A 26259-nucleotide genomic window follows, 5' to 3' on the forward strand; every position below is an offset into this window, starting at 1 on the left:
TCCGACCGCGCTGGCGCATGCCGGCACGGACTTGTGTTGCCGATCGTTTGCCCACGTTCTCCCAGGAGCTCCGCATGCCGATGTCGTTGTTGCCTCATTCTCCAGCCCGCGCTGCCGCCACCCGCACGATCCAGCATGTGCTCGGCAGCGCATTGTCGGTGGTGCTGTTTGCAGGTGCGGCGGTACCGGCGCAGGCACAACAGGCAGCAGGCGATGCAACCCAAACGCTGGACAGCGTGGTCGTCACCGGCTCGCGGTTGCGTCGTGTGGATACCGAAACCGCCAACCTGGTGGTCACGGTGAGCCAGGAACAGATCGCCGCCACCGGCAAGGCCACGGTGGGCGATCTCTTGCAGGAATTGCCATCGATCGCCGGCAATGCCACCAACCCGTACACCAATAATGGTGGCGGTACCGGCGCATCGGCGGTTTCGCTGCGCGGCCTGGGCGACAAGCACACGCTGGTGCTGGTCAACGGCATCCGCCTGGCCTACAACGACGTCAACGCGATTCCATCCAGCATGATCGAGCGGATCGAAGTGCTCAGCGATGGCGCATCTGCGGTGTACGGCTCCGATGCCATCGGCGGCGTGGTCAACTTCATCCTGCGCACGCGCTTGGACGGCGTGCAGTTCAGCAGCGACTTCGGCACCAGCAGCGAGCGCGATGGCAACCGTCGCAACTTCGCGCTCACCACCGGCAAGACCTGGGAGCGTGGCAGCCTGATCGGTGGGTTGTCGTATCACAGCATCGACCCGGTATCGGCCGGTGCCCGTGCGTATTCCAGGGACGCGCTGGCCTTGATCGATGGCCAACCGGTCAAGCAGGGCTCCTCCGCCACGCCCACCGGTACGGTCAATTTCAACGATGGCTCCGCGCAGTCGGCGCAACTCGCCCAGGCCAATGGCTGCAGCCGCGTCACGCTCAACAGTGGCGTCAGCGGGCGCGCCGGCCCGGGCGATTTCCACTGTTACGACGCCAGCGCAGATTCGTACAACTACCAGCCCTTCAATCTGCTGCAGACCCCGCAAAAACGCACCAATGCCTTCCTGCTGGGGACGTTTCGCTTCAGCGACAGCGTGGAGGGGTACCTCAACAGCTGGTTCAGTAAGACAGAGTCGGCATCGATCATCGCGCCAATCCCGATCTTCTCCAACGGCGACAACATCCTGGTATCGTCGCTGAGCTACTACAACCCGTTCGGGCTCAACTTCGGTACCGATCGCACCACCGGCACGTCCTACAACGATCTCAACACTCGTGCCACCGTGCTGGGCAATCGCAGTTACCAGTACAACACCTACAATTTCCAGATCAGCCCCGGGTTGCGTGGCCGTTTCGGCGACAGTTCCTGGCAGTGGGATGCCACCTTCAACTACGGCAAGGTCAAGCAGAAGTCGATCAACAACGGGTTTCTCGACTACGCAACGTTCAATCAGGCGATCGGCTCCTCGTTCCTGGACAGCGATGGTGTGGTGAAATGCGGCAGCGCGGGCGCGGCGATCGCCGGCTGCACGCCGTTGAACTTCTTCAACCTCAACGACAGCGCCAATCTGGATACGCTGCAGGGCATGGTGGTCAACCCGATCGTGACCAGCGTCTATACCGTCAAGCAGTTCGAGGCCAATGCCAATGGCTCGCTGTTCGAGCTGCCGGCCGGCACCGTCAGCCTGGCAACCGGCGTCTCCTATCGCAAGGAGCGCTCGACCACCGCCTCCGACCCGCTATGGACCGGCGATGAAGACGGGCTGTGCGGGGTGATCGAGTTCTGCTCGTCCACCTTGGCCGGCAGTTTCGACGTCAAGGAGGCCTATGCCGAAGCGCTGTTCCCGCTGCTGAAGGACCTGCCCGGCATCAACGCCTTGAACATCACGTTGGGCACGCGTTTTTCCGATTTCAGCTCGGTCGGCAGCAAGACCAACAGCAAGATCTCGCTGGAATATCGCCCGATCGAGAACCTGCTGATCCGCGGCACGGTCTCGGAGGTGTTCCGCGCGCCCAACATCAACGAGTTGTACGCCGGCGTAGCCGGCGATGCCGCCACCGTCAACGACCCGTGCAATGGCTACACCGGTGGCAATACCGCGGCCTGCGCCAATGTGCCCACCGATGGCAGCTACCAGCAATCCGATGGCCAGGTGTCGGGCAAGGTGTCCGGCGCAGCGGTGGCCGGGTACCAGCTCAAGCCGGAAACCGGCAAGTCCTACGACGTGGGGCTGGTGTACGACCCGCAGTGGATCGACGGCCTGTCGCTCAGCGCAGACTGGTGGCGCATCGATCTGGAAGACACCATCACCACGGTCTCCGCGCAAACGGTGCTCAACCAGTGCTACGCCAACGCTGCCAGCGCGTTTTGCGCGCTGATCCATCGCAACGGCAACGGCACCATCAACTACATTGCCGAGCCCACCGTCAACCTGGGCAAGCTCTGGGCCAAGGGCATCGATTTCAACCTGACCTACCGCCTGCCGGAGACCGCCTGGGGCAGGGTCAATGCCAGCCTCAATGGCACCTACCTCACGCGCTACGACGTGCTGCCCGACACCACCGACCCCAGCTCGGTCACCATCCACAACGTGGGACGCTACACCCAGGCCTATGGCAATTTCCCGCGTTGGCGCGGCCTGGGTACGGTGAATTGGGCATTGGGCAACTGGAGCGCCACCTGGCGTATTCGCTACGTCGGCAAGACCGACATCGGCAATGCCGATCTGGACCAGAGCCTGTCCGCCGACGCAGGCATTCCCGGCGTGGTGCGCAGGATCGGCGCGTATGTCTACAACAATCTGCAGCTGGGCTACGAAGTACAGCCCTGGCATACGCGCTTCGAGATAGGCGTGGACAATGTTGCCGACAAGCAGCCGCCGCTGTATTACTCCAACAATGTCGGCAACGCCAATACCGACGTCGCCACCTACGATTTGCTGGGACGGTTCTATTGGGCGCGCGCCACGGTGAAGTTCTGAGCTGCGGGCGCGCGTGCGCGTACCCAGGTTCGCCTGGTTGGTACGCGCACCTGCTGCGCCCCGGCATGCTGCTGCAAGGTGCGGCCCACAACCCGTCATGCGCAGCGCACAGGTGAAGGGCAGGGCCTGTGCAGTGCAGCAGTGGTCCACGCCGATTACCGATACCCGCGCGTACGCCTGGCCCACGCGCAGCAGCCTTTGCAGTCGCTGGAAGGATGGAACGGTGTGCATCGCCCATTCCGACGTTCTCGCGCCGGGCTCGCTGCCGTGGCGGCCAGGGTGGGGCGGATGCCGGCCGCACTGAAGTGCGATGCACGACGTTCTGCTTCCGCCATTCCTGCCCGCATGATGCGGGCGTGCTCCGTTCCATCAGCCACTGCGAGCCCAGCCAATGACCGACGCACGCGATTTCGACGATCCCCGCCTGACAGCCGCCAGCCTGTCGCGGCGGCGCTTTCTGGCCTGGAGCAGCCTGGCGGTTGCCGCCGGTTTTTTGCGCTTTCCCGCCGATGCCGCCGCCGCCCAACCTGGCCGCATGCGCGCGGTGCCGCTGAATCAGGTGCGGTTGACACCCTCGCTGTTCCTGGACGCAGTGCAGGTCAACCGCCGTTACCTGATGCGGCTGGCGCCCGACCGGTTGCTGCACAACTTCGTGCTGTATGCGGGTCTGGACCCGAAGGCGCCGGCTTACGGCGGTTGGGAGGCGGACACCATCGCCGGCCACACGCTCGGCCACTATCTCAGTGCGTTGGCGCTGATGCATGCGCAAACCGGCGATGCGCAATGCGCCACGCGTGCCGCGTATCTGGTCAGCGAACTGGCGCGTTGCCAGGCGCATGCCGGCGATGGCTATGTGGCTGGCTTCACCCGCAAGAACGCCGCAGGGCAAATCGAAAGCGGTCGTGCCGTTTTCGACGAACTCAAGCAGGGCAAGATCGATCCTGCACCGTTCTATCTCAACGGCAGTTGGGCGCCGCTATACACCTGGCACAAACTGTTCGCCGGCCTGCTCGACGTGCATGCGCACTGCGAGAATGCGCAGGCGCTGCAGGTGGCTGTGGACCTGGCCGGCTATCTGCAGGGCGTGTTTGCCGCGCTGGACGAAGCGCAGCTGCAACGGGTGCTGTCCTGCGAGTTCGGTGGCCTCAATGAATCGTTCGTCGAACTGCATGTACGCACCGGCGATGCGCAGTGGCTGGTGCTGGCGCAGCGCCTGCACCATCGTGCCGTGCTCGATCCGCTGATCGCCCAGCGCGATGAGCTGGTCCACCAGCATTCCAATACCAACATCCCCAAGCTGATCGGCCTTGCGCGCGAGTACGAAGTCACCGCCGATGCCGCATCGGGCGCGGCGGCGCGCTTCTTCTGGCACACCGTCACCGACCACCACACCTATGTGATCGGCGGCAATGGCGACCGCGAATATTTCCAGCAACCGGACAGCATCTCCAAGTTCCTCACCGAGCAGACCTGCGAGCACTGCGCCAGCTACAACATGCTCAAGCTCACCCGCCATCTGTATCAGTGGGGGCCACAGGCGGCGTTCTTCGACTACTACGAGCGCACCTTGCTCAACCACGTGATGGCGCAGCAGCACCCACGTACCGGCATGTTCACCTACATGACACCGCTGCTGGCCGGCGAGGCGCGCGGCTGGTCCTCGCCATTCGACGACTTCTGGTGTTGTGTCGGCAGCGGCATGGAGGCGCACGCCCAGTTCGGCGACTCGATCTATTGGGAAGACGGGCAGGGCGTTTACATCAATCTGTATGTGCCCTCCACGGTGCGCGATGCGGCAGGGTTCGCGCTCAGCCTGCGCAGCACGCTGCCCGAGCAGGGCCAGGTCTCGTTGCAGGTCGATGCCGCGCCTGCGGCAGCACGCACGTTGGCGCTGCGCGTGCCTGGCTGGGCCGGAGCATTCACCTTGCAGGTCAATGGCCAGCGGCAGGACTTGCAGCCGGTGGATGGCTATCTGCGCATGGAACGGCCGTGGACCGCTGGCGACACCGTGTCGCTGCAACTGGAGATGCCACTACGTCTGGAGCCCACCCCCGACGATCCTGCCTGGGTGGCGGTCATGCACGGCCCGTTGGTATTGGCGGCCGATCTTGGCGACGCCGCAAGACCCTGGAACAACAAAACCCCCGCGCTGATTGGCGGCGACGAGGTGCTGCAACGTCTGCAGCCGCTACCGGCACACGGCCATTACCGCTACACCGAAGGCGCGCAGCAATGGCGCCTGTCGCCGTTCTACGCCCAGTTCGACCGCCGCAGCGCCGTCTATCTGGAACATCGCGATGCTGCCGCCTGGCAGCAACGCCAGGCCGAACAGGCTGCCGGTGCGCAACGACAAAAGACACTGGACGCCAGAGCACTCGACTATGTGGCGCTGGGCGACGAAGCCTCCGAGAAAGCCCATGCCCTGACCAGCGCCAGCTCCTACGCCCTCAGCTATCGCCGGCGCGCCGGCCGCGACGCCCGCACCGGCGGCTTCATCGCCTTCACCGTGCGCAATACCACGCACGCCCGCATCCTGCGCCTGCGCTACTGGGGCGACGAAACCCGCCGCCGCTTCCGGCTCCTCGCCGACGGCGAGCTCATCGCCAACGAGCGCCTGGACGGCAACCGCGGCCTGGATTTCATCGATGTCGATTACACCTTGCCCGCAGCAGTGGCCGGCCGCGCCACCCTGCAGATCCGCATCGAACCGGAGACCAGCTACTCGGCAGGTCCGGCGTTCGGGTGTTGGGTGTTGGGTGTTGGAGTCGGCGTAAGGGTTGCTAGACAGGATGGACCCTTCTGCCGTCCGACTACGAGCAGGTAGGCAGCAGCACCTGATGCATTACATACTGGCCTCAATCCTTGATCGGGGCGCATCGTATGAATAACCAGCGCGGGGGCTGCATCGTGTTGAACGCCAACTGTTGCATGCCGGCATCCGCTTGGCGGATTTCTTCAGTGGTCCCGCGTCCCCGTACGCATCACAGGGGCTGAGCCTACGATGCGCGCACTCGATGCTGATCATTATTTGTTGGAAGTCAGTCTGAAGAAGAAACATCCGCCCCTTGGCCAGTACCCCTTTTCTCTCCCCGTTGTACGTCATCTAGGTGTTCTGGAGCTACATCCCAAAGTCACATTCATTGTTGGTGAGAATGGAAGCGGAAAGTCGACCTTGCTGGAAGCCATCGCGGTTGCCTTTGGCTTCAATCCTGAGGGAGGAACGAAGAATTTTAACTTCCAGACGCGGGCATCGCATTCGGACTTACATGAGCACCTGACCCTGGTGAAGGGAATTAGGCGTGCTAAGGACGGCTTCTTCTTGCGTGCAGAAAGCTTTTTCAATCTTGCAACAGAGATCGAAAGGCTGGACGGAGATGCTTACGGCGGTGGGGCAGTCATCGATTCGTATGGTGGTGTCTCGCTTCATCAGCAGTCCCATGGGGAATCCTTTTTTGCGCTGATGATGAATCGCTTCGGGGGAAATGGCCTTTACATCCTCGATGAGCCGGAGGCTGCGTTGTCCCCCCAGCGGCAGTTGGCGATGATTTCGCGTCTCCATCAGCTGGTTCAATCCAACTCCCAGTTCCTGATCGCCACGCACTCGCCAATTCTGATGGCCTATCCCGACGCCTGCATTTACCAGATTGGCGAATGCGGTCTGGAAAAAATCGACTATGAGGACACGGAACATTACAGGGTTACCAAATCATTCCTCAATAATTACAAGCGCCAGATCGACTATTTGCTTGATTGAAGAATTCGCGGTCATCGCTGAGCTCTCAAAACACAAAGGCCGGCATCAAGCCGGCCTTTGTGTCACGCTCAATTCCTACGGCTCACGCAGACAACTCCAACAACAATTTATTCAACCGCCGCACATACCCAGCCGGATCCTTCAGGCTATCGCCGGCCGCCAGCGCCGCTTGGTCGAACAACACCCGGCTCAGGTCGCCGAAGCGATCCATATCCTGTTCCGCGTCGAGTTTCTCGATCAGCGGGTGGGTAGGGTTGAATTCGAATACCGGCTTGGATTCCGGCACGGCCTGGCCGCTGGCTTCCAGCAGCTGACGCATCTGCAGGCCCAGGTCGCCCTGGCCGATCGCCAGGATGGCGGGGGAGTCGGTCAGGCGGTGCGAGACGCGCACTTCGGCTACGTCTTCGCCGAGCGCGGCCTTGATGCGCGAGGCCAGGCCTTCCTTGGACTTGGCGACTTCTTCCTGCGCTTTCTTGTCTTCTTCCGAGTCCAGCTTGCCCAGGTCCAGGTCGCCGCGGGCCACGTCCACGAACGACTTGCCGTCGAATTCGGTGAGGTAGCTCATCAGCCATTCGTCGATGCGGTCGGTGAGCAGCAGCACTTCGATGCCCTTCTTGCGGAACACTTCAAGATGCGGGCTGTCCTTGATCTGCGCGTAGCTCTCGCCGGTGAGGTAGTACAGCTTGTCCTGGCCTTCGGCCAACCGGCCGACATAGTCCGCCAGGCCCACGCTCTGCGCACCCGTGGCGTCGTGCGTGGACGAAAAGCGCAGCAGGCCGGCGACCTTTTCGCGGTTGGCATAGTCCTCGGCCGGGCCTTCCTTCAGCGCCTGGCCGAAGTTGCGCCAGAAGGTGGCGTAGTCGTCCGGCTTGTCCTTGGCCAGCTTCTCCAGCATGTCCAGCGAGCGCTTGGTCAGTGCGGACTTCATCGAGTCCACCACCGGGCCGGACTGCAGGATCTCACGCGAGACGTTGAGCGACAGGTCCGACGAATCCACCACGCCCTTGATGAAGCGCAGGTACAGCGGCAGGAACTGCTCGGCCTGGTCCATGATGAAGACGCGCTGCACGTAGAGCTTCAGGCCCTTGGCCGAATCGCGGTGATACAGGTCGAACGGGGCGCGGCCGGGCACGAACAGCAGCGAGGTGTATTCGAGCTTGCCTTCGACCTTGTTGTGGCTCCACGCCAGCGGGTTGCCGGCATCGTGGGCGATGTGCTTGTAGAACTCCTGATACTCCTCGTCCTTGATCTCGGACTTGGGACGGGTCCACAGCGCGCTGGCGCGGTTGACCACTTCCCACTCCGGCTCGGCCGGCTTGTCGGCTTCCTCGCCGTAATGCTCCTTGCGCATCTCGATCGGCAGGCCGATATGGTCGGAATACTTCTTGAGGATGTTGCGCAGGGTCCAGCCGTCGGCAAAGGAGTCTTCGCCTTCTTTGAGGTGCAGCACGATGCGGGTGCCGCGCTCGGGCTTGTCGATGCTGGCGATCTCGAATTCGCCTTCGCCGCGCGATGACCAGTGCACGGCCTCGTTGGCGGGCAGGCCGGCGCGGCGCGAGTACACATCCACCTGGTCGGCCACGATGAAGGCGCTGTAGAAGCCCACGCCGAACTGGCCGATCAGGTTGGCGTCCTTTTTCTGGTCCCCGCTCAGGTGCTTGAGGAAATCGGCGGTACCGGATTTGGCGATGGTGCCCAGGTGCGACACCGCATCCTCGCGGCTCATGCCGATGCCATTGTCGTCGATGGTGACGGTGCGCGCGTCCTTGTCGTAGTCGACGCGGATGCGCAGTTCGCCGCCGCCTTCCAGCAGCTCGGGCTTCACCAGCGCCTCGAACCGCAGCTTGTCGGCGGCGTCGGCGGCGTTGGACACCAGCTCGCGCAGGAAGATTTCCTTGTTCGAATACAGCGAATGGATCATCAGCTGCAGCAACTGCTTGACTTCGGTCTGGAAGCCCAGCGTCTGCTTGTCGGTCTCAACGGTCATTGGGGTCGTGCTCCGTGGTGGTCCAGGCCGCACTGCGGCCGATGGCCTGGGGGATGCGGCCGTGGGCGGATTTTTTCAAGGCGTGGGGGCACGAATGTGTCGTGCAGCCGTGCCCGGGCGGGTAGGTCGGGTCCGTTGACGACGGCGGTATCATGGGCACCCCCTTGCCGCGCTCCGAGCCATGCCGCCACGCGTTCCTGCCATCTTCGACCTCCGCCGGCCCGTCAACGGCAGGCCGCGATGAGCCGCCCGGCACGGCCGGCGCCGCGTGGCGCGGAGGGGCAGGTCCGCATCGTGGGCGGGCGCTGGCGCAATACGCGGCTGGCGGTGCCCGACGCGCCGGGCCTGCGGCCCAGCAGCGACCGCGTGCGCGAGACGGTGTTCAACTGGCTGATGCCGCGCCTGCCCGGTGCGCGCGTGCTGGACCTGTTCGCCGGCTCCGGCGCGCTGGGCCTGGAGTCGGTCTCGCGCGGCGCGGCGCATGCCACCCTGATCGAGCGCGACCCCGGGCTGGCGCAGCGCCTGCGCGAGCACGTGGCCCGGCTGGGCGCAGCCGCGCAGGTGCAGGTGCTGCAGGAGGACGCGCTGCGCTGGCTGGAACGCGCGCCTGCGGCCGCGGCCGATATCGTGTTCGTCGACCCGCCGTTTGCCGCCGGGCTGTGGGCCGGCGTGCTCGAACGCCTGCCTGCGCATCTGGCCGACGATGCCTGGCTGTACCTGGAGGCGCCGGCCGATGCGGGGCCGCTGCTGCCGGCCGGGTGGCAGGTGCACCGCGAAGGCGGCACCCGGCAGGTGCGGTATGCGCTGTATCGCCGGGCCGCTGCTACACTGAACAGCGATCCGATCCCGGTAGTGTCCGTATGAGCGTTGCCAACAGCCGCACCGCCGTCTATCCAGGTACCTTCGACCCGATCACCAATGGCCATATCGACCTGGTGAATCGCGCCGCGCCGCTGTTCGAGCGCGTGGTGGTGGGCGTTGCCTACAGCCCGTCCAAGGGGCCGGCCCTGCCGCTGGAAAAACGTGTTGCGCTGGCGCAGGAAGCGTTGGCGGCGCACAAGAACGTGGAGGTGCGCGGCTTCGACACGCTGCTGGCGCATTTCGTGCGCGACATGCAGGCCGGGGTGCTGTTGCGCGGGCTGCGTGCGGTGTCCGACTTCGAATACGAATTCCAGATGGCCAGCATGAACCGCCATCTGATCCCGGAGGTGGAAACCCTGTTCCTCACCCCGGCCGAGCAGTACAGCTTCATTTCGTCGTCGCTGGTGCGCGAGATCGCGCGGCTGGGCGGCGATGTGTCCGGCTTCGTTCCGGCCTCGGTGGTCGAGGCCCTGCGCCAGGTGCGGGCATCCCGCGCCCAGGCCTGATCCGATCTTTCGTTACATCACCACACGCAGTTCAAAGGGAGGAGTTTCATGAAACATACCATGCGCGCTCTGGCGCTCGCTTCGATCGCCGCGCTGGCGGTCACCGCCTGCAAGAAGGAAGAGCCGGCTCCGACCGCCGCTGCGGCTCCCGCGCCGCTGAAGGCGCCGGCCAAGGACGACAACGCCGGCTGGAAGAAGTACCTGCAGGAAGTGGTCGGCCAGAACCTGGGCGCCACCACCAACAGCCCGTTCCTGTACTACTTGCCGCCGGAATCCGATGCCGAGTTCGCCGGCAGCTACGAGCGTCAGCTGGAAAGCGTCAAGACCGCACTCGCCCGTGGCGTGCAGCCGGGCAACATGCTGGCCTTCGGTTCGTCGGCCTCCACCAAGATGGCCGACCTGATCGAGGCCGCGTTCAAGGACGTGCAGCCGGATTCGATGAAGGGTGTGCGCGTGCTGTTCATCGGCGATGCCGCCGAGAATGCGCGCGTGCAGACCATCGTCCAGCCCAAGGGCGCGGAATACACCTTCGTTGAAGCCAAGTAATGCCGTACCAGGCCGGATGCGCGGGAGGGCGCAGCCGGCCGCCGTGTGTGGAGCCAGCAGCATGCTGACTTCGCACATCGCCGGAGCCGGCCGCGTCAGGCCGGTATCAGACAGCGCCTACCGCGCTGTCCCCTGGTCGACCCGCGCCGAGTGCGCCTGCCTGCAGCAGTACGTTGCGTTCCAGCGCCTGCAGTTGAACCGCGCTGCCTCGCATCGCATGGTGTTGCCGATATGTCGCTGAAAATCAACGAGCTCTGCGTCAACTGCGACGTCTGCGAGCCGGCCTGTCCGAATCAGGCGATCTCGATGGGCGAAACCATCTACGTGATCGACCCGGCGCGTTGCACCGAGTGCGTGGGCCATTTCGACGAGGCGCAGTGCGTGGTGGTGTGCCCGGTCGAGTGCATCGACCCGGATCCGGACATTCCGGAAACCCACGATCAGTTGCTGGCCAAGCTCATGCAACTGCAGCGCGATCACCCCGAACTGTACGAACAGGAGCCTCCCGCCCCGTGAGCACTTTCCTCCGACATTTTTCGACACGCGGCCTGCTGTTGCTGGCTTTCGTGCTGGCACCGCCTGCCTGGTCTGCCGATGGCGTCGCGCCTGCCGCCGGCGCGCCCGCGGCGGTCGCCACGCATCCGCCCGGCGCCGCCGTGGCCAGCGGCCATGCGCTGGCCACCGATGCCGGGCTGCAGATCCTGCGCGAGGGCGGCAACGCTTTCGATGCGGCGATTGCGGTGTCGTCCACCCTGGCGGTAGTCGAGCCGATCAGCTCCGGTCTGGGTGGCGGCGGTTTCTTCCTGCTGCACGACGCCAAGACCGGCAAGGACGTGATGCTCGACGCGCGCGAATATGCGCCCGAATCGGCCTCGCCGGAAAAATTCCTCGACAAGCGGGGCGAGCTGGATCGCGACCGCTCGGTCAACGGCCCGTGGTCGGCCGGCATTCCCGGCCTGCCGGCTGCGCTGGTCGAGCTGGCGGCCAAGCATGGCCGGCTGCCGCTCAAGCAATCGCTGGCGCCGTCGATCCGCATCGCCACCGAGGGCTTTCCGGTCTATGCGCGCATGGCCAAGGGCTACGCTTCGCGGCGCGAGGTGATGGAGCGCTACCCCGGCACGCGCGAAGTGTACCTGCGCGGCGGAAAACCCATTGCCGAAGGCGACATCTTCAAGCAGCCCGAACTTGCGCATACCTTGACGCTGCTCGGCGACAAGGGCTTCGACGGCTTCTACAAGGGCGAGACCGCCAGGAAGCTGATCGCCGGCGTCAAGCAAGCCGGCGGGCACTGGACCGCGGCGGAACTGGCCGGCTATACGGTCAAGCAGCGCACGCCGATCCAGTTCGATTACCGTGGCTGGAAAATCACCACCGCGCCGCCGCCGTCCTCCGGTGGCATCGCACTGGCGGCGATGCTGCAGATCCTGGAGGGCTGGGATCTGAGCAAGCTCGATGACGTGCATCGCACCCACCTGGTGGTGGAGGCGATGCGCCGCGCCTACCGCGACCGCACGTTCTTCCTGGGCGATCCGGATTTTGTCGACGTGCCGCAGCGTGTGCTGACGAGCAAGGACTATGCGCAAGGCCTGCGCGCCACGATCAACCCGGACAAGGCCACGCCCAGCGATCTGTTGTCGGGCAATCCCACGCCGCTGGAAGACGACGAGACCACGCACTTTTCCATCATCGATGGCGAAGGCAACCGCGTCGGCGCCACCCAGACCGTCAACCTGCTGTACGGCTCGGGGCTGATTCCAAAGGGCACCGGCGTGCTGCTCAACGACGAGATGGACGACTTCGCGCTCAAGCCGGGCACGCCCAATGCCTTCGGCGTGATGGGCTACGACGCCAATGCACCCAAGCCGGGCAAGCGCATGCTCAGTTCGATGACGCCCACCTTCATGGAGTCGGCCGACAAGGCGATCGTGCTGGGCACGCCGGGCGGCAGCCGCATCATCACCATGGTGCTGCTCGGCATCCTGGGCTACGACGCCGGGCTGGATGCGCAGGCGGTCAGCGCACTGCCGCGTTATCACCATCAATGGATGCCTGACGTCATCGATGCCGAGAGCAACGCCTTCTCGGCGCAGACCGCCAAGGGTCTGGAAGCGCTGGGGCATGCACTCAAGCGGCCTGGCGACACCGCCGAAGGCGGGCGCGGTTCCAGCCATGTGTGGGGCAACCTGCAGACGGTGGAATGGGACAAGCGCCGCAACGTGCTCAGCGGCGGCAGCGACCCACGCAATCCGGTGGGCAAGGCGCAGGTGCAGCTGGATCCCGGTACTGGCGTCGACTCGAAGGCCGGCTCTCGATGATTCACAGACAGGCGGCAGGCCAGTGCCTGCCGTCTGTCTGCGTGGCTGTCTTTTCGCAGTTGATCCAGGATCAGTTCAATAGCCCGTAGAAGTGGCCATCCTTGGCCTCATAGACGGTATAGGTCTCGTAGTCGGGGTCGTCCTTCTTGCTGTTCACGGCGGCGTCGACCAAGCGAACGACGAGCTTGCCTTCCAGCACGTATACGTCCGGATTCGTATTGCCTCCGAGGAATGGCTTCCAGCGCAGCATTCCACGTTGTTTGGCTTGGTGCTGGTCAGGGTCCAGAGTTCCGGGCGGAATGGGTTTCTTGTTGCTGTCGATGAAGTTCATCGGATGTTCTCCTGGTGATGAAGTGGCGATGCGCCTGTCGTGAGAGCGGTGTACGCAGCGCGAGGACGCCAAGCCAAGTTAGCTGGCAGTCGAAGGTGAGGATCGGCGTAAACGACGTAAACCACGGGCGTTTCGACGGGAGTCAAATGTTTTTTTCGTGCAAGCGCAGCGTTGCCACAGCGAGGCAGTCCAATCAGGTCTAATCGCCTAAAGAATGCGACACGGCCATCATTTGACTGTCATTCTCGAACGATTCCAGTGGTCCCATCAGTGCGGCGGCAGCTGCGTCGCGAGTGCCGGGCTTGTGGTGGCGCTGTGGTGCGGCCACCATTGGCACATGAAAAATCCTGCCCTCATCTCGACTGCCGTCGTTCTGCTGTTTTCCTTGGGTGTCCTCGCTGCTGAGCCCGACGCCCCTCGTTCCGGTGGCCTGATCCACGTCAACCAGCTCGGCTATCTGCCGGGCTCGGCCAAGCTGGCGGTGGTCGGGTTGCCGCAGAGCTCGGCGCCGGGGACGGACCGCTTCACCGTCGAAGATGCACATGGCCGTACGGTGCTGCAAGGCAGCTTGCAGCCGCCAGCGCTATGGACGGCGGCTGGCCAGCAGGCGCAGGTGGCGGATTTCTCCAGCGTGCGTGCGCCGGGAAGCTACCGGTTGAAGATCGATGGGGTGCCGGCGTCGGACACGTTCGCAATCAATGCGCATGCGTATCAGCCGCTGGTCGATGCAGCGTTGAAAGCCTTCTACTTCAATCGTGCCAGCACCGCGCTGCCGGCGCAGTATGCCGGGCGCTACGCGCGTGCGGCCGGGCACCCGGATACGCAGGTGCGCATCCATCCGTCTGCAGCGTCGGCCACGCGCCCGGCCGATAGCGTGATCAGCGCGCCCAAGGGCTGGTACGACGCCGGCGACTACAACAAGTACATCGTCAACTCCGGCATCAGCACCTACACCTTGCTGGCGGCCTACGAGCATTACCCGGCGCTGTTCAAGACCCAGGCGTTGAACATTCCCAACGACGCGCCCGGGGTGCCCGGCATCCTGCAGGAGACCTGGTGGAACCTGGAATGGATGCTGGCCATGCAGGATCCGGCCGATGGCGGCGTGTACCACAAGCTCACCGATAAGCAGTTCGATGGGTTGGTGATGCCGGAGCAGGCCATGCAGCAACGCTACGTGGTGATGAAGGCCACTGCGGCCACGCTGGATTTCGCTGCGGTGATGGCGACCGCCAGCCGCGTGTATGCGCCGTTCGAAAAACAGTACCCCGGTGTGTCGGCGCGCATGTTGAAGGCATCGCGGGCGGCGTGGGCCTGGGCGCAGCAGCATCCGGACGTCATCTACCGCCAGCCCGACGACGTGCGCACCGGCGGTTACGACGATGCGCAGGTGGCCGACGAGTTCGCCTGGGCGGCGGCGGAGCTGTATGTCAGCACCGGCGAAGACCGGTTCTACGATGCCATGCTGGCGCGCAATGTGCCGGCCAGCGTGCCGGGCTGGAGCAATGTGGGCGGGCTGGCCTGGATGTCGCTGGCCGCGCATCGCGACACGCTCACCCCGCATGCGGACCGTGCACGCATCACCCGAGAGGTCACCGGTCTTGCGCAGCGCCTGGCGGATCAGTGGCAGGCATCGCCGTGGCGGTTGGCGATGACCGATACCGATTTCGTCTGGGGCAGCAATGCGGTGGTCCTCAATCAGGCGATGATGCTGTTGCAGGGCTACCGCGCGACGCAGCAGCGCCGTTACCTGGATGCCGCGCAGTCGCAACTGGACTACATCCTGGGTCGCAATCCGTTGGGGCTGTCGTTCGTCACCGGGGTGGGGCAGCGCACACCGATGCATATCCATCACCGCCCCTCGGAGGCCGATGGCATCGATGCGCCGGTGCCTGGCTGGTTGGCGGGCGGCCCGCAGCCGGGCCAGCAGGATGCCAAGGACTGCAAGGCGCGTTATCCCTCCAAACTGCCTGCGCTGTCGTACCTGGACGATACCTGCAGCTACGCCACCAACGAGGTGGCGATCAACTGGAACGCGCCGCTGGTGTATGTGAGCGCGGCGATCCAGGCTTTGACGCGCTGAGGGTAGGGCAAGACGTGTCAACCCTCATCCCGCTTGTGACGGCAGTTGCTTCCCTCGCCTGCGGGGGAAGGTGCCCGAAGGGCGGATGGGGGCCGCGCACCGCGCCAGTCATTTCTCAACACGCCCCACATCCACGCGCCGTCGGCCGGCGGGCAGGGCCTATTCCATCCGCGTGCCGAAGATGCGGTCGCCCGCATCGCCCAGGCCGGGCAGGATGTAGCCCTTTTCGTTGAGATGGTCGTCGATGGCGGCGGTGTAGACCTCCACGTCCGGGTGCACCGCTTCCAGCGCTTTCAGGCCTTCGGGGGCGGCGACCAGGAAGATGCCCTTGATGCGGCGCGCACCGGCGCGCTTGAGCATGTCGATGGTGGCGATCAGGGTGCCGCCGGTGGCCAGCATCGGGTCCAGGATCAGCGCGTCGCGTTCTTCCAGCCGGCCGGTGAGGCGTTCGAAGTAGGGCACCGGTTGCAGGGTCTCTTCATCGCGCTGCAGGCCGACCACGCTCACGCGCGCGGCCGGGATCAGGGCCAGCACGCCCGGCAGCATGCCAAGACCGGCGCGCAGGATCGGCACCAGGGTGATCTTGGCGCCGGCGATGCGCTGCACGTTCACCGGGCCGGCCCAGCCCTGTTGCACGTGCGTCTCGGTATCCAGATTCGCCGTGGCCTCGTAGGCCAGCAAGGTGCCCAGTTCGGTGACCAGTTCGCGAAAGCCCTTGGTGCTCAGGGCGGCATCGCGCAACAAGCCGATCTTGTGCTGGACGAGGGGGTGGCGGACTTCAACGATTTTCATGGGCGACGAGGACACGGAAGAGAAGCACAGTGTGCCGCAGCGACGCGTTGCGCTGCCACACATGGCGTGTGATCGCGCTTGCACATGTCATGTCGGTGAAACGTCGCAGACATAGTGTGCACACCCATTCTTAACCGATTGGGGACGCACTCGTGGTGAACAAGACTCCGCTCTGCCTGGCGATCACGCTGACGCTGGCAACCGCCGGCTGGAGTCAGCAGGCACGTGCGGCAGAGGTTGCTGCCCCGTCCGGCGCCGCCAGCAGCGCCGCCGCCATCGATCTGGAGCGCCTGGAAGTGCGCCCGCAGCTGGAAGCGCAGGAGCGCGCCGTGGATCTCAAGCGCGCCTCCGATGCCATCCAGGATGCGGTCGCCTCCGACGCGATGGGCCGCTACCCCGACAAGAATGTTGCAGAATCCTTGCAGCGCCTGCCGGGCGTGAGCGTCACCCGAGACCAGGGCGAAGGTCGCTTCGTGGTCATCCGCGGCCTGGACTCCTCGCTCAACAGCGTCACCATCGACGGCATGAACATGGGCACGCCTGAAGACGGCACGCGCTCCACCCCGCTGGACGTGATTCCTTCCGATTCGACCGAGCGGTTGAAGGTGGTGAAGTCGCCGACCCCGGACATGCCCGGCGATTCGATCGGCGGTGCGATCCAGGTGGAATCCACCTCCGCCTTCGACCGCGACGGCCGCACGCTGCGCGGGTCGATCGAAGGCAGCCACCAGTCGCTGTCCGGCAAGACCAGCCCCAAGGGCGCGTTCAACTACAGTGACATCTATAACGGCACCTTCGGTGTGGCGGTGGGGGTGAACTATCAGGACCGCGAGTTCGAATCGGACAATACCGAAGTGGCCTACGATACGTTCGCCGGCGGCGCCGAAGACGATCTGTTTGCCGGCGAAGTGCAACGCCGCAAATACTTCATCGAACGCACCCGCATGGGGGCCAACCTCAATCTGGACTGGCGCCCGGATGCGGACAACCGCTATTACCTGCGCTCGCTGTACAGCCGTTTCGACGATGCCGAAACGCGCCAGCGCACCATCTTCGGCCTGAGCGACGGCGAGGTGAGCGCCAATGGCGATGGCACCTACGACGTGGCCGACCTGCCGGCCGACGCGATCTCCAAGCGCGTGCGCTACCGCACCAAGAAGGAGGACAATACCGCGATCAGTTTCGGCGGCGAGAACCGCCTGAGCAGCGCCACCATCGATTACAAGGTGGGCTATACCAAGACCACCGAGCGCGTGAACGACGAGAAGGAGGCCTATTTCGACTACGACGGCGATGACCTGGCAGCCACGGTGGACCAGCGCAGCGGCATTCCGCGCCTGGGGTTCTCCGACAACGGCTGGCAGAGCAACCAGGACTTCGTGTTCGACCGCTTCGTGGTGGCACCCAAGCAGGTGGACGACAGCGAGCGCAGCGCGCAGGTCAACGTGCGCTTCGACGGCGAGCATTCCAGCCTGAAGATGGGCGTGCTGGGCCGCTGGCGCGAGCGCGACGTCAACGTGGACGAAAGCGAGCTGCGGCGTGGCCCGGCGATCGACCTGAGCAGCTGGACCACGGCGCCGCCGGAACACCGCGGCGGCACGCTGGGCCAGAGCATCGGCTCGGATGCCATGCGCCGTTACTGGAACACCTCCGGCAACCTGTACAGCGCACGCCCGCAGGATGTGGGTGGCAACCTGCAGACCTCGCTGCAGGACGATTACACAGCCACTGAAGATGTCTTCGCCACCTATGCGATGGGCACCTGGGACATCGGCGCGCTGCGCATGATTGCCGGCGTGCGCGTGGAAAACACCCAGTTCAACGCCACCGGCAACCAGGTGGACGTGTCGCCGAATGGCCGCAGCGCCACGGTCACCCCGCGCGAGGCCTCCAGCAGCTATACCAATGTGCTGCCGGGCCTGCATCTGCGCTACGACAGCGGCAACGACTGGGTGCTGCGCTTTGCGGCCAACAAGACGCTGTCGCGTCCGTCGTTCGGCGATGTGTCGCCGCGCGTCAGCATCAACCGCGGCGATGAGGAGGTGAGTATCGGCAATCCGGAGCTCGATCCGTACCGCTCCACCAACCTGGACCTGTCGTTCGAGAAATACATCGGCAATACCGGCCTGATCTCGCTGGGCGTGTTCCACAAGTCGATCGACGACTACATCGTGCAGACCATCAGCACCACCGATGCAGAGTTTCCGGGTCTGCAGGTCACCCGCTCGATCAACGGCGACACCGCCAAGGTGCGCGGTGCCGAATTCAACTGGCAGCAGACGCTGGATTTCCTGCCCGAAGGCTGGAACGGCCTGCTGGTCGGCGCCAGCGCCACCGCGCTGGACAGCGACTTCGATCCGGGCCTGGACAACCGGGCCGGCGACGACTTCATGCTGCCGCGTTCGTCCAAGCGCATCTACAGCGGCCACCTGGGCTATGAGAAGTACGGTTTCAGTGCGCGCGTGGCGGCGGTGTACCGCAGCGAGTACCTGGACACCATCGGCCAGAGCCGCGCTTACGATATCTATGTCGCCCCGCATACCCAGATGGACTTCAGCATGAGTTACCAGTTCAACCGCCACATCAGCCTGTACCTGGAAGCGCAGAACCTGCTGGACGAACCGCTGGAGCTGTATCAGGGCGTGCGCTCGCGCACGCTGCAGAACGAGGAATACGGCCGCACCTACGCGCTGGGCCTGAAGGTGGCGCTGTGATGCGCGCACCGCTGCTGCGCCACACCGCGCTGCTGGCCGGTGCGCTGGCGCTGGCCGGTTGCGCCAGCACCGGCGTCGATCGCGAGGCCGACGAAGCGCTGTTGAAGGACCCGCTGCTCAGCGAGGCGAAGGTGGCGCACCAGGTGGTGCCGGAAGCCTTCATCACCGCGCTGACGCCTTCGGACAACCTGGATTCGCCAGCCAGCTGGGCCGCGCCCGATGGCAGCCGCTGGGTGATCGCCACCGCCAAGGCCACGCACGCACTGGTGGTGTTCGATGGTGACAGCGGCAAGCGTCTGCGGGTGGTCGGCGGCAAGGGCAAGGCGCTGGGCAAGCTGGATCGCCCCAACGGGATTTCGGTGGTCGACGACCTGCTGTTCGTGGTGGAACGCGACAACCGCCGCGTGCAGGTGTTCTCGCTGCCGGAGTTCAAGCCGCTGACCGCCTTCGGCCAGGACGAGCTGCGCGAGCCGTATGGACTGTGGGTGCGCAAGCATGCCGGCGGCTACGAGGTGGTGGTCAGCGACAACTATATGTCGCCGGCCAACAAGGACCAGCCGCCGCCGCTGGCCGAGCTGGGCCAGCGCTTTCGCCGCTATCAGCTGAGTGCGGCGGGGCAGGGCTGGCAGGCGCAGCTTACGCAGAGCTTCGGCGACACCACCGAGGCCGGTGCCATCCGCATCGCCGAGTCGGTGTTCGGCGACGAGGCCAATGCGCGCCTGCTGATTGCCGAAGAAGACGTGGCGGTCGGCACGCAGTTGCGCGAGTACGGCATGGACGGGCGCTATCGCGGGCGCGATGTCGGTGCCGGGCTGTTCAAGGCGCAGGCCGAGGGCTTGACCCTGCTGCAGTGCGCCGACGGCAGCGGCTACTGGATCGCCACCGACCAGTTCAAGGACCGCAGCGTATTCCAGGTGTTCGATCGCCAGACCCTGGCGCATGTGGGTGCCTTCGCCGGTCGTGTGACCGCCAATACCGACGGCGTGTGGCTGGATCAGCGCGGCGATGCGCGCTTCCCCGGCGGCGTGTTCTACGCGCTGCACGACGACCAGGCCGTGGCCGCATTCGACTGGCGCGATATCGTGCGCAGCCTGCGCCTGAAGGAGTGCGCGCGGTGATCGCAGTGCGCATCACGCTGTACGCTGCGCTCTGTGCATGTGCACTGGCCGCTGCCCCGGCACTGGCCGCCGAGCGCACCGCCGAACCCAATACCCAGGTGCCGGCCGGTTCCACCCACTATGTGGCCGATGGCTTCCCGGACCGCATCGTCGCCACGCCGGCGCAGGACGCGGCCACCGGTTTTGCGGTGGCCTGGCGCACCGATACCAGCGTCGATCGGCCGTGGCTGGAACTGGTGGTGGCCGGCGATTCGCCCGACGTGGGCACGCCGCGGCGCGTTCGCGCCAGCACCGCCACGCTGAGCAGCGAGAACGGCAGCTCGCATCATCATCGTGCCGATATCGACGGCCTGCAGCCCGACACCTTGTACGCCTACCGCGTGCAGGGGCACGACACCTGGGGCGCGTGGAATCACTTTCGCACCGCTGCCACGCCGCAGACACCGCTGACGCTGCTGTATTTCGGCGACACCCAGAACAAGAATCTGAGCCTGGTGTCGCGGGTGATCCGCCAGGCCTGGCGCTCGGCGCCGGATGCGCGTCTTGCGCTGTTCGCGGGCGATCTGGTCAGCGGCAAGGATGGCCAGGACGACAACGAATGGGCCGAGTGGTTCGAGGCCGGGCGCTGGCTGCTGGAAGGCACCGCAGTGGCGCCGGCACCGGGCAATCACGAGTACCACGAAGACGGCGAAGACACCCCGCAGGCCACCCGCACGCTGGGCAGCCATTGGCCGGTGACGTTCGCACTGCCGCGCAACGGGCCGTCGGCCACCGCACGCACCAGTTATTGGTTCGACTACCAGGGCGTGCGCATCGCCGTGCTGGACGGCACCTCGGTACTGGACCTTGGGACCGGCCCGGCCCAGGCGCAATGGCTGGACAAGGTGCTGGCCGACAATCCGCACCCGTGGTCGATCGTGCTGATCCACCAGCCATTCTTCTCGCCGCGCGCCGACCGCGAGAACCAGAAACTGGTCGAGCAGGTGTTGCCGGTGATCCGCCGCCACAAGGTGGATCTGGTGCTGCAGGGCCACGACCATACCTACGGCCGGCGCGGCGATGACGCCGGGCAGGCGACGCCGGTATTCGTGGTCTCGGTGGCCGGGCCCAAGCAGTACCGGCTCTCGGACATGGCGCGCAAGACCATGCGCCCGGTGGGCGAAGACACCCAGCTGTACCAGGTGCTGCGCATCGACAACCAACATCTGGTCTACGAATCGCGCACCGCCACCGGCCGCCTGTACGACGCCTTCGAACTGCAGCGCGACGCAAGCGGCGGCAAGCGGCTGATCGAACACGAGCAGGGGCGTATCGCGCCGCGCGATTGTCCGCGCAACGCCACGCTCAAGGGGCGTGCGGATCGCTGTTGGGAGTGATGCCTGATGTCACGGCGAAGGCACGGCGATGACAGGCGTCGTGCAATGTGTGGCACATGTGCCAACTTCTGCCATGCATAGTTTTTGTTGATGGGGGAGTGGGTCACTCATTCAATACTGTGTGTTATGTCACATTGATAACGAGGCTACGGTGCGTCTAGCCAGAGCCTCCAGCGGGTTGCGTATTCGATGCAGCTGCGGCGGCCGGGGTTCTGGTGCCCCCCGGACCACTGAGCCGTATTCCCATGATCCCCCATGTGTTTCATCTGACCGCACCCACCAAACAGCTGTTGTGGGAAGAGCGCAGGGTGTGTGCCCGACTGCAACGTCTGCTGCCCGACTGGACCTGTTATGTCTGGGACGATGCGGATAATTCCGAGTTGATGCGGCGTGCATTTCCGGCGCTTGCGCAGCGCTACGAACAGATCCGCTTCGGCGTCATGAAGGCCGATATCGCGCGGTGCGCCTACATGCATGCGCATGGCGGCTTTTACTTCGACACCGACTACAAGCTGCTGCGCCCGCTGGGCAACGATCTGCTGATGCAGCACTGCGTCTTGCCGGTGGAAGAGGGCGCGCCGGGGACCGAGGATTTCAAGATCGGCAATGCCGTGTTCGGCTCCGAGGCCGGCCACCCGTTCTGGCGCGCCTTCATCGAGCATATCTTCGAGCTGCATGCCCCCGAGACGCTGGATGACCACCGGCAGATCCCGATGATCTCCGGCCCGCGCGGGCTGACGCGTTTCTACAACGCGCACCAGCAGCAGTTTGCCGGCATTGTCTTTCCGCCGCGCGATGCGTTCCATCCGGACCGCACCTGGTTTGGACTGGGCCATCGCGGCGGCGCACTCGCGGTGGGCTCGCACCTGTGCTGGGCATCCTGGCGCGGCAAGTCGCCGCGTCGCGCGATGACCAACTACTTGCGGCGCAAGTTGAGCGCTGTTCCGATCTGATCGGCGGGCAGGCAGCAGTGCGGATGCGGTTCGCCGATCGCCCAGCCGGCCGGCATGCAGCGCCGTGACTGGCCAGCCACGGAGTTGGCGGTAGCCGCGTTCCCGCGGCATCGAGGCGCACGGTGGCCTGCTCGCGCGTGGGTGCCCGTGTGGCGGCTAAGCGGCATCGCGAGGCGCAATGGTGGTTCGGAAGCCGCCTGCTTGCAGCATCGAAGGGCAAGGTGGCGTGCTCTCGCGTTAGGCCCGCGTGGGGAAAGTAAGCAGTAAAGAAATGCGCAGTGATGGCGCCGCGAGGCATGCATACGAACAGGGCGCAACAGCGAGCCCGGATCGACGCCGCTCGCCGGTCCGCGTGGCTGCCAAGCGCACCCGGCCAGCTGCGATTCATGCAAACCTGCCCGGTCGAGCCGTTTTTAGCTTCGCATCGCTGCTTGACGTTGCAAGACCACGCCGTACTCGGTGACCTTGGTGTTGTGACCTTGGCGTTCTGCATGCATGCCACCGGCATGCAGACCGTGCGCTGCGCTCTGGCCGCATCGCTGCCGGCGGCGTTGCACTGACGCGCGTTCGGGCACACACCTCGACTGCACTCGGGCAGTCGAGGTGCCGGTAACGACTCAGGCCGCCTCGGCCTGTGCCTGCCGCGGGCCTTCCTTCAGGGCGCGTGCGATCAGGCCGACCAGCAGGTCCAGCTCGTCTTCGTCCATCGCAAAGTGGGGTGTGAAGCGCAGCGAGTTTTCGCCGCCGTGGATCACGTTGACGCCGCGCTTGCGCAGCCACTCTTCGGTGGAGCCGGCACCGTAGCATTTGAACTGCGGGGCCAGCTCGCAGGAGAACAGCAAGCCGGTGCCCTGCACCTTGGTGATCAGACCGCCCAGCTCCGAGCGCAGCGCTTCCAGCTTGGCGATCGCCTGCGCGCCACGCACGCGGATGTTGTTGCGCACCTCGGGCGTGAACAACGCCAGGGTGGCGCAGGCCACGTCGAGCGCACGCGGGTTGGTGGTCATGGTGTTGCCGTAGGTGCCCTTGCGGTACACCTGCGCGGCGTGCTCGGTGACGGCCAGTACCGACAGCGGATATTGCGCCGCGTTGAGCGCCTTGGAATAGGTCTCAAGGTCCGGTGGGTCCAGCTGTTCGAAGCCGGGGTAATCCACCACCGACAGCACGCCGTGCGCGCGCAGGCCGGCCTGGATGGAATCCACCAGCAGCAGGCTGCCGTGGCTGCGGGTGAGCGCACGCGCGGCGGCGTAGAACTCGGCGGGCAGTGCACGGCCCGGGTCGCCTTCGCCCATCACCGGCTCCAGGAAGACCGCCTCGATGAACCAGTGATTGCGCGCGGCCTCGTCGAAGGCGCGCTGCAGGGCGGCCACATCGTACGGGGCGATGGCGATCACCGAATCCTCGTCGCGATAGCTGGCCAGGTATTTGGTGTAGGTCTTGCGGCTGGAGTCGGAATACAGGCCGGGCCGGTCGGTGCGGCCATGGAAGCTGCCCTTGACCACCAGGCGCTTGATGGTGGCGCCGGCATGGCGTGCGCCCGGGTCGGTATGCAGCTTGGCGTTGGTATCGACGATCCGCGCGGCCAGGCCCACCGCCTCGGACCCGGAGTTGAGGCACATGAAGCGCGCGAACGGGCAGCCGCCGCGGGTGTGGCCGATCTCGGCGCGCAGGGCGCGGTCGAACCGGCGCTGCGACAGGCTGGGCGTCATCACATTGGCCATCACCTGCGGGCGCGCCATGGCCTCCAGGACTGCTGCAGGGGTGTGGCCGAAGCCCAGCATGCCGTAGCCGCCGGCGTCGTACAGCACTGCGCCCTTGAGCGTGACCACCCACGGCCCGCGCGCGGCCAGCGCCACGTAGGGCGTCACCGCATCGTCGGCGTAGAAGTTGATGAAGCCCTCCTGCACGGCGGCGATCTGCGCCTCTTCGTCCAGCTCGAGCAGGTCGCCGGCCTCGTCACGCACCTGGGCGTATTCGGCAGCGGCGGCGGCGATCGCCTGTGCCAGGTCCGGGTGGCTGCCGGCCAGGCGCGTGATGGCGGCATCGTCCAGGCCATCGGTCAGGCGGCGGCCGGCATGGGCACGCAGCGGGGCGAGCGGGGCAAGGATGGACATGGCGCATCTCCAGCAAGGTGGCGTTGTCTTTCTATTATCGGCAGAGGATCGGCATTTGGCAGCGTGAATTCTGACGAGATGTGCGGTATTTTCGTCGATTCGCCGAAACGTCTGGACAAAAGTGAAGATCACCCCCTCCGACGAGCGCCTGTTGTCGCTGTTGCGCGAGGACGCCCGCGCCTCCACCGCGCAGATCGCGCGCCGGCTCGGCCTCTCGCGCACCACGGTGCAGAGCCGCATCGAAAAGCTCGAGCGCGATGGTGTGATCAGCGGCTACACCGTGCGCACCCACGACGCCTACGACCAGGGCCGCATCCGCGCGCATATCCTGATCACCGTCCTGCCCAAGAAGATGCCGGCGGTGGTCAAGGCGCTGCGCGAGATTCCCGAGGTGCGCTTGCTGCATTCGGTCAGCGGCGCCTACGACCTGATCGCCCTGGGCGTGGTGGGCGGCGTCAACGAGATGGACGTGCTCACCGACGCCATCGGTGCGATCGATGGGGTGGAGCGCACGACGACGTCGATCATTTTGTCGACGAAGTTCGAGCGGTGATAGGGGCGGGGAGTCGGCATTGGGGATTGGGGATTCGTCAAAGCGGGCCGGCCTGTGTCGTACACGTTCCGGCTAGCGGATCCTGCTTTTGCGAATCCCCAATTCCCAATCTCCAATCCTCGCCTCACTGCGAATCCCCAATCCCGAATCTCCAATCCCGGCCGCAGTTACAATGCCCGGCTCCTCAGCCAACCATCCTGCGGCCTTGAAGAAGTCCGATTTCCATTACGACCTGCCCGACGAGCTGATCGCCCAGGCGCCGCTCGCCGAGCGCGCGGCTAGCCGTTTGCTGGTCGTTCCACCGTTGCCGCAAGCGCTGGCCGATCGCCAGGTGCGCGATCTGCCCGAGTTGCTGCAGCCCGGTGACCTGCTGATCTTCAACGACACCCGGGTCATCCCCGCGCGCCTGTTCGGGCAGAAGGCCAGCGGCGGGCGGGTGGAAATCCTGATCGAACGGCTGCTGGGCGAACGCGAAGCGCGGGTGCAGATCGGCGCCAGTAAGTCGCCCAAGGCCGGTAGCCTGATCGCGCTCGATGCCGGCGGCCAGGCCGAGGTACTGGGCCGCGATGGCGAGTTCTACCTGCTGCGCTTCGATATCCCGCTGCCCTTGCATCAATGGTTGCCGGAGGCTGGCCGCCTGCCGCTGCCGCCGTACATCCGCCGCGAGCCGGGGCTGGAGGATCGCGAGCGCTACCAGACCGTGTTCGCCCGCGAAGTCGGCGCGGTGGCCGCGCCCACCGCCGGGCTGCATTTCGACGAAGCCCTGCTGGCGCGCCTGCGCGAGCGCGGGGTGGAGTTCGGCCACGTCACCCTGCATGTGGGCGCCGGCACCTTCCAGCCGGTGCGCGTGGACAGGCTGGACCAGCACGTGATGCACACCGAATGGCTCAACGTGGGTGCGGCGCTGGTGGAGCAGGTACGCCGCACCCGTGCGCGCGGCGGCCGCGTCGTCGCCGTGGGCACCACGGTGGTACGTTCGCTGGAAAGCGCCTGGCGCATCACCGACGCCGCGCCCGAGGGCGAGCTGCAGCCGTTCGCCGGCGAAACCCAGATCTTCATCCTGCCCGGCTACCGCATCCGCAGCGTCGACGCGATGGTCACCAACTTCCACCTGCCCGAAAGCACGCTGTTGATGATGGTGTCGGCCTTCGCCGGCCGCGAGCGCATCTTCGAGGCGTACCGGCACGCCATCGCGCAGCGCTATCGCTTCTTCTCCTACGGCGATGCGATGTTGTTGTGGGGCAGGGATTGGGGATTCGGGAGTGGGGATTCGTAACGGCCTGCCTCTCA

18 protein-coding genes and 1 pseudogene are annotated in these 26259 nt (G+C 65.3%); 15 read left to right on the forward strand and 4 right to left on the reverse strand.

The window, feature by feature from the left end; all coding sequences use genetic code 11:
- Positions 1-74: 74 nt before the first annotated feature.
- The 3 genes from ACCQ05_RS08930 to ACCQ05_RS08940 all read left to right on the forward strand — a co-directional run bounded on the left by ACCQ05_RS08930 (position 75) and on the right by ACCQ05_RS08940 (position 6720).
- Positions 75-2966: a TonB-dependent receptor domain-containing protein gene (locus tag ACCQ05_RS08930; protein ID WP_372393547.1), complete on the forward strand. Its 2892-nt coding sequence runs from the start codon at positions 75-77 to the stop codon at positions 2964-2966.
- Positions 2967-3357: 391 nt separating this feature from the next.
- Positions 3358-5790 (forward strand): beta-L-arabinofuranosidase domain-containing protein, encoded by a 2433-nt coding sequence (locus ACCQ05_RS08935; RefSeq protein WP_372393548.1) that lies wholly within the window; start codon positions 3358-3360, stop codon positions 5788-5790.
- A 177-nt stretch (positions 5791-5967) separates the two neighbouring features.
- Positions 5968-6720, forward strand: coding sequence for an AAA family ATPase (locus ACCQ05_RS08940; RefSeq protein WP_372393549.1), 753 nt, complete (start codon positions 5968-5970; stop codon positions 6718-6720).
- An 82-nt stretch (positions 6721-6802) separates the two neighbouring features.
- Here the strand turns inward: ACCQ05_RS08940 and htpG are convergent, their stop codons facing one another.
- Positions 6803-8707: a molecular chaperone HtpG gene (htpG, locus tag ACCQ05_RS08945; protein WP_228961601.1), complete on the reverse strand. Its 1905-nt coding sequence runs from the start codon at positions 8705-8707 to the stop codon at positions 6803-6805.
- Between the two features lie 240 nt (positions 8708-8947).
- Here htpG and rsmD point away from each other — a divergent pair, with 240 nt between their 5' ends.
- The 5 genes from rsmD to ggt all read left to right on the forward strand — a co-directional run bounded on the left by rsmD (position 8948) and on the right by ggt (position 12935).
- The gene (rsmD, locus tag ACCQ05_RS08950; protein ID WP_228961600.1) at positions 8948-9571 is read left to right on the forward strand and encodes a 16S rRNA (guanine(966)-N(2))-methyltransferase RsmD; all 624 of its coding nucleotides are present in this window, start codon (positions 8948-8950) and stop codon (positions 9569-9571) included.
- Positions 9568-10074 carry a pantetheine-phosphate adenylyltransferase gene (gene coaD / locus ACCQ05_RS08955; RefSeq protein WP_104544008.1) on the forward strand — a complete coding sequence of 169 codons (507 nt, stop codon included), beginning with the start codon at positions 9568-9570 and terminating at the stop codon, positions 10072-10074. Before rsmD ends, coaD begins: the two co-directional genes overlap by 4 nt.
- Positions 10075-10122: 48 nt before the next feature.
- Complete coding sequence (locus ACCQ05_RS08960) at positions 10123-10620, forward strand: hypothetical protein (protein WP_029220243.1); 498 nt, start codon at positions 10123-10125, stop codon at positions 10618-10620.
- Between the two features lie 231 nt (positions 10621-10851).
- A complete protein-coding gene (locus ACCQ05_RS08965) occupies positions 10852-11136 on the forward strand; it encodes a YfhL family 4Fe-4S dicluster ferredoxin (protein WP_029220241.1) in 285 nt (94 codons plus the stop codon).
- Positions 11133-12935, forward strand: a complete 1803-nt coding sequence (gene ggt / locus ACCQ05_RS08970; protein ID WP_228961598.1) for a gamma-glutamyltransferase — start codon at positions 11133-11135, stop codon at positions 12933-12935. The genes ACCQ05_RS08965 and ggt overlap by 4 nt, the downstream gene beginning before the upstream one ends.
- A 70-nt stretch (positions 12936-13005) precedes the next feature.
- Here the strand turns inward: ggt and ACCQ05_RS08975 are convergent, their stop codons facing one another.
- Positions 13006-13266: a hypothetical protein gene (locus tag ACCQ05_RS08975; protein ID WP_104544014.1), complete on the reverse strand. Its 261-nt coding sequence runs from the start codon at positions 13264-13266 to the stop codon at positions 13006-13008.
- A 430-nt stretch (positions 13267-13696) separates the two neighbouring features.
- On the opposite strand from ACCQ05_RS08975, the pseudogene ACCQ05_RS08980 reads away from it, so the two are divergent.
- A pseudogene (locus ACCQ05_RS08980) lies at positions 13697-15349 on the forward strand (glycoside hydrolase family 9 protein); the annotation flags it as partial.
- 159 nt (positions 15350-15508) lie between these two features.
- Here ACCQ05_RS08980 and upp read toward each other — a convergent pair.
- On the reverse strand, positions 15509-16141 hold the full coding sequence (upp, locus tag ACCQ05_RS08985) for a uracil phosphoribosyltransferase (RefSeq protein ID WP_228961596.1): 633 nt from the start codon (positions 16139-16141) through the stop codon (positions 15509-15511).
- Positions 16142-16293: 152 nt separating this feature from the next.
- On the opposite strand from upp, the gene ACCQ05_RS08990 reads away from it, so the two are divergent.
- The 4 genes from ACCQ05_RS08990 (at position 16294) to ACCQ05_RS09005 (ending at position 22302) form a co-directional block, all read left to right on the forward strand.
- A complete protein-coding gene (locus tag ACCQ05_RS08990) occupies positions 16294-18855 on the forward strand; it encodes a TonB-dependent receptor (protein WP_372393550.1) in 2562 nt (853 codons plus the stop codon).
- Positions 18855-19973, forward strand: coding sequence for a phytase (locus ACCQ05_RS08995; protein ID WP_372393551.1), 1119 nt, complete (start codon positions 18855-18857; stop codon positions 19971-19973). Before ACCQ05_RS08990 ends, ACCQ05_RS08995 begins: the two co-directional genes overlap by 1 nt.
- Positions 19970-21349 (forward strand): purple acid phosphatase family protein, encoded by a 1380-nt coding sequence (locus tag ACCQ05_RS09000; RefSeq protein ID WP_372393552.1) that lies wholly within the window; start codon positions 19970-19972, stop codon positions 21347-21349. Before ACCQ05_RS08995 ends, ACCQ05_RS09000 begins: the two co-directional genes overlap by 4 nt.
- A 245-nt stretch (positions 21350-21594) precedes the next feature.
- Entirely contained in the window at positions 21595-22302 is a 708-nt protein-coding gene (locus ACCQ05_RS09005) for a glycosyltransferase family 32 protein (RefSeq protein ID WP_104544020.1), read from the forward strand.
- 617 nt (positions 22303-22919) lie between these two features.
- On the opposite strand, the gene ACCQ05_RS09010 is transcribed toward ACCQ05_RS09005, so the two are convergent.
- On the reverse strand, positions 22920-24416 hold the full coding sequence (locus ACCQ05_RS09010) for an aminotransferase class III-fold pyridoxal phosphate-dependent enzyme (protein WP_372393553.1): 1497 nt from the start codon (positions 24414-24416) through the stop codon (positions 22920-22922).
- A 121-nt stretch (positions 24417-24537) separates the two neighbouring features.
- Between ACCQ05_RS09010 and ACCQ05_RS09015 the strand changes: the two genes are divergently transcribed.
- Positions 24538-24969: an Lrp/AsnC family transcriptional regulator gene (locus ACCQ05_RS09015; protein ID WP_372393554.1), complete on the forward strand. Its 432-nt coding sequence runs from the start codon at positions 24538-24540 to the stop codon at positions 24967-24969.
- Positions 24970-25174: 205 nt separating this feature from the next.
- On the forward strand, positions 25175-26245 hold the full coding sequence (queA, locus tag ACCQ05_RS09020; protein WP_372394007.1) for a tRNA preQ1(34) S-adenosylmethionine ribosyltransferase-isomerase QueA: 1071 nt from the start codon (positions 25175-25177) through the stop codon (positions 26243-26245).
- Positions 26246-26259 lie beyond the last annotated feature (14 nt).

This window comes from Xanthomonas sp. NCPPB 3582 (genome assembly GCF_041475735.2).
GTDB lineage: Bacteria > Pseudomonadota > Gammaproteobacteria > Xanthomonadales > Xanthomonadaceae > Xanthomonas > Xanthomonas codiaei.

Coding starts and splice junctions, on each gene's coding strand:
- ACCQ05_RS09005 (WP_104544020.1), top strand. CDS start 21,595: ATGATCCCCCATGTGTTTCATCTGACCGCACCCACCAAACAGCTGTTG.
- ACCQ05_RS08930 (WP_372393547.1), top strand. CDS start 75: ATGCCGATGTCGTTGTTGCCTCATTCTCCAGCCCGCGCTGCCGCCACC.
- upp (WP_228961596.1), bottom strand. CDS start 16,141: ATGAAAATCGTTGAAGTCCGCCACCCCCTCGTCCAGCACAAGATCGGC.
- ACCQ05_RS08940 (WP_372393549.1), top strand. CDS start 5,968: ATGCGCGCACTCGATGCTGATCATTATTTGTTGGAAGTCAGTCTGAAG.
- ACCQ05_RS08975 (WP_104544014.1), bottom strand. CDS start 13,266: ATGAACTTCATCGACAGCAACAAGAAACCCATTCCGCCCGGAACTCTG.
- ACCQ05_RS08995 (WP_372393551.1), top strand. CDS start 18,855: ATGCGCGCACCGCTGCTGCGCCACACCGCGCTGCTGGCCGGTGCGCTG.
- ACCQ05_RS09010 (WP_372393553.1), bottom strand. CDS start 24,416: ATGTCCATCCTTGCCCCGCTCGCCCCGCTGCGTGCCCATGCCGGCCGC.
- rsmD (WP_228961600.1), top strand. CDS start 8,948: ATGAGCCGCCCGGCACGGCCGGCGCCGCGTGGCGCGGAGGGGCAGGTC.
- ACCQ05_RS08935 (WP_372393548.1), top strand. CDS start 3,358: ATGACCGACGCACGCGATTTCGACGATCCCCGCCTGACAGCCGCCAGC.
- coaD (WP_104544008.1), top strand. CDS start 9,568: ATGAGCGTTGCCAACAGCCGCACCGCCGTCTATCCAGGTACCTTCGAC.
- ACCQ05_RS08960 (WP_029220243.1), top strand. CDS start 10,123: ATGAAACATACCATGCGCGCTCTGGCGCTCGCTTCGATCGCCGCGCTG.
- ACCQ05_RS08965 (WP_029220241.1), top strand. CDS start 10,852: ATGTCGCTGAAAATCAACGAGCTCTGCGTCAACTGCGACGTCTGCGAG.
- htpG (WP_228961601.1), bottom strand. CDS start 8,707: ATGACCGTTGAGACCGACAAGCAGACGCTGGGCTTCCAGACCGAAGTC.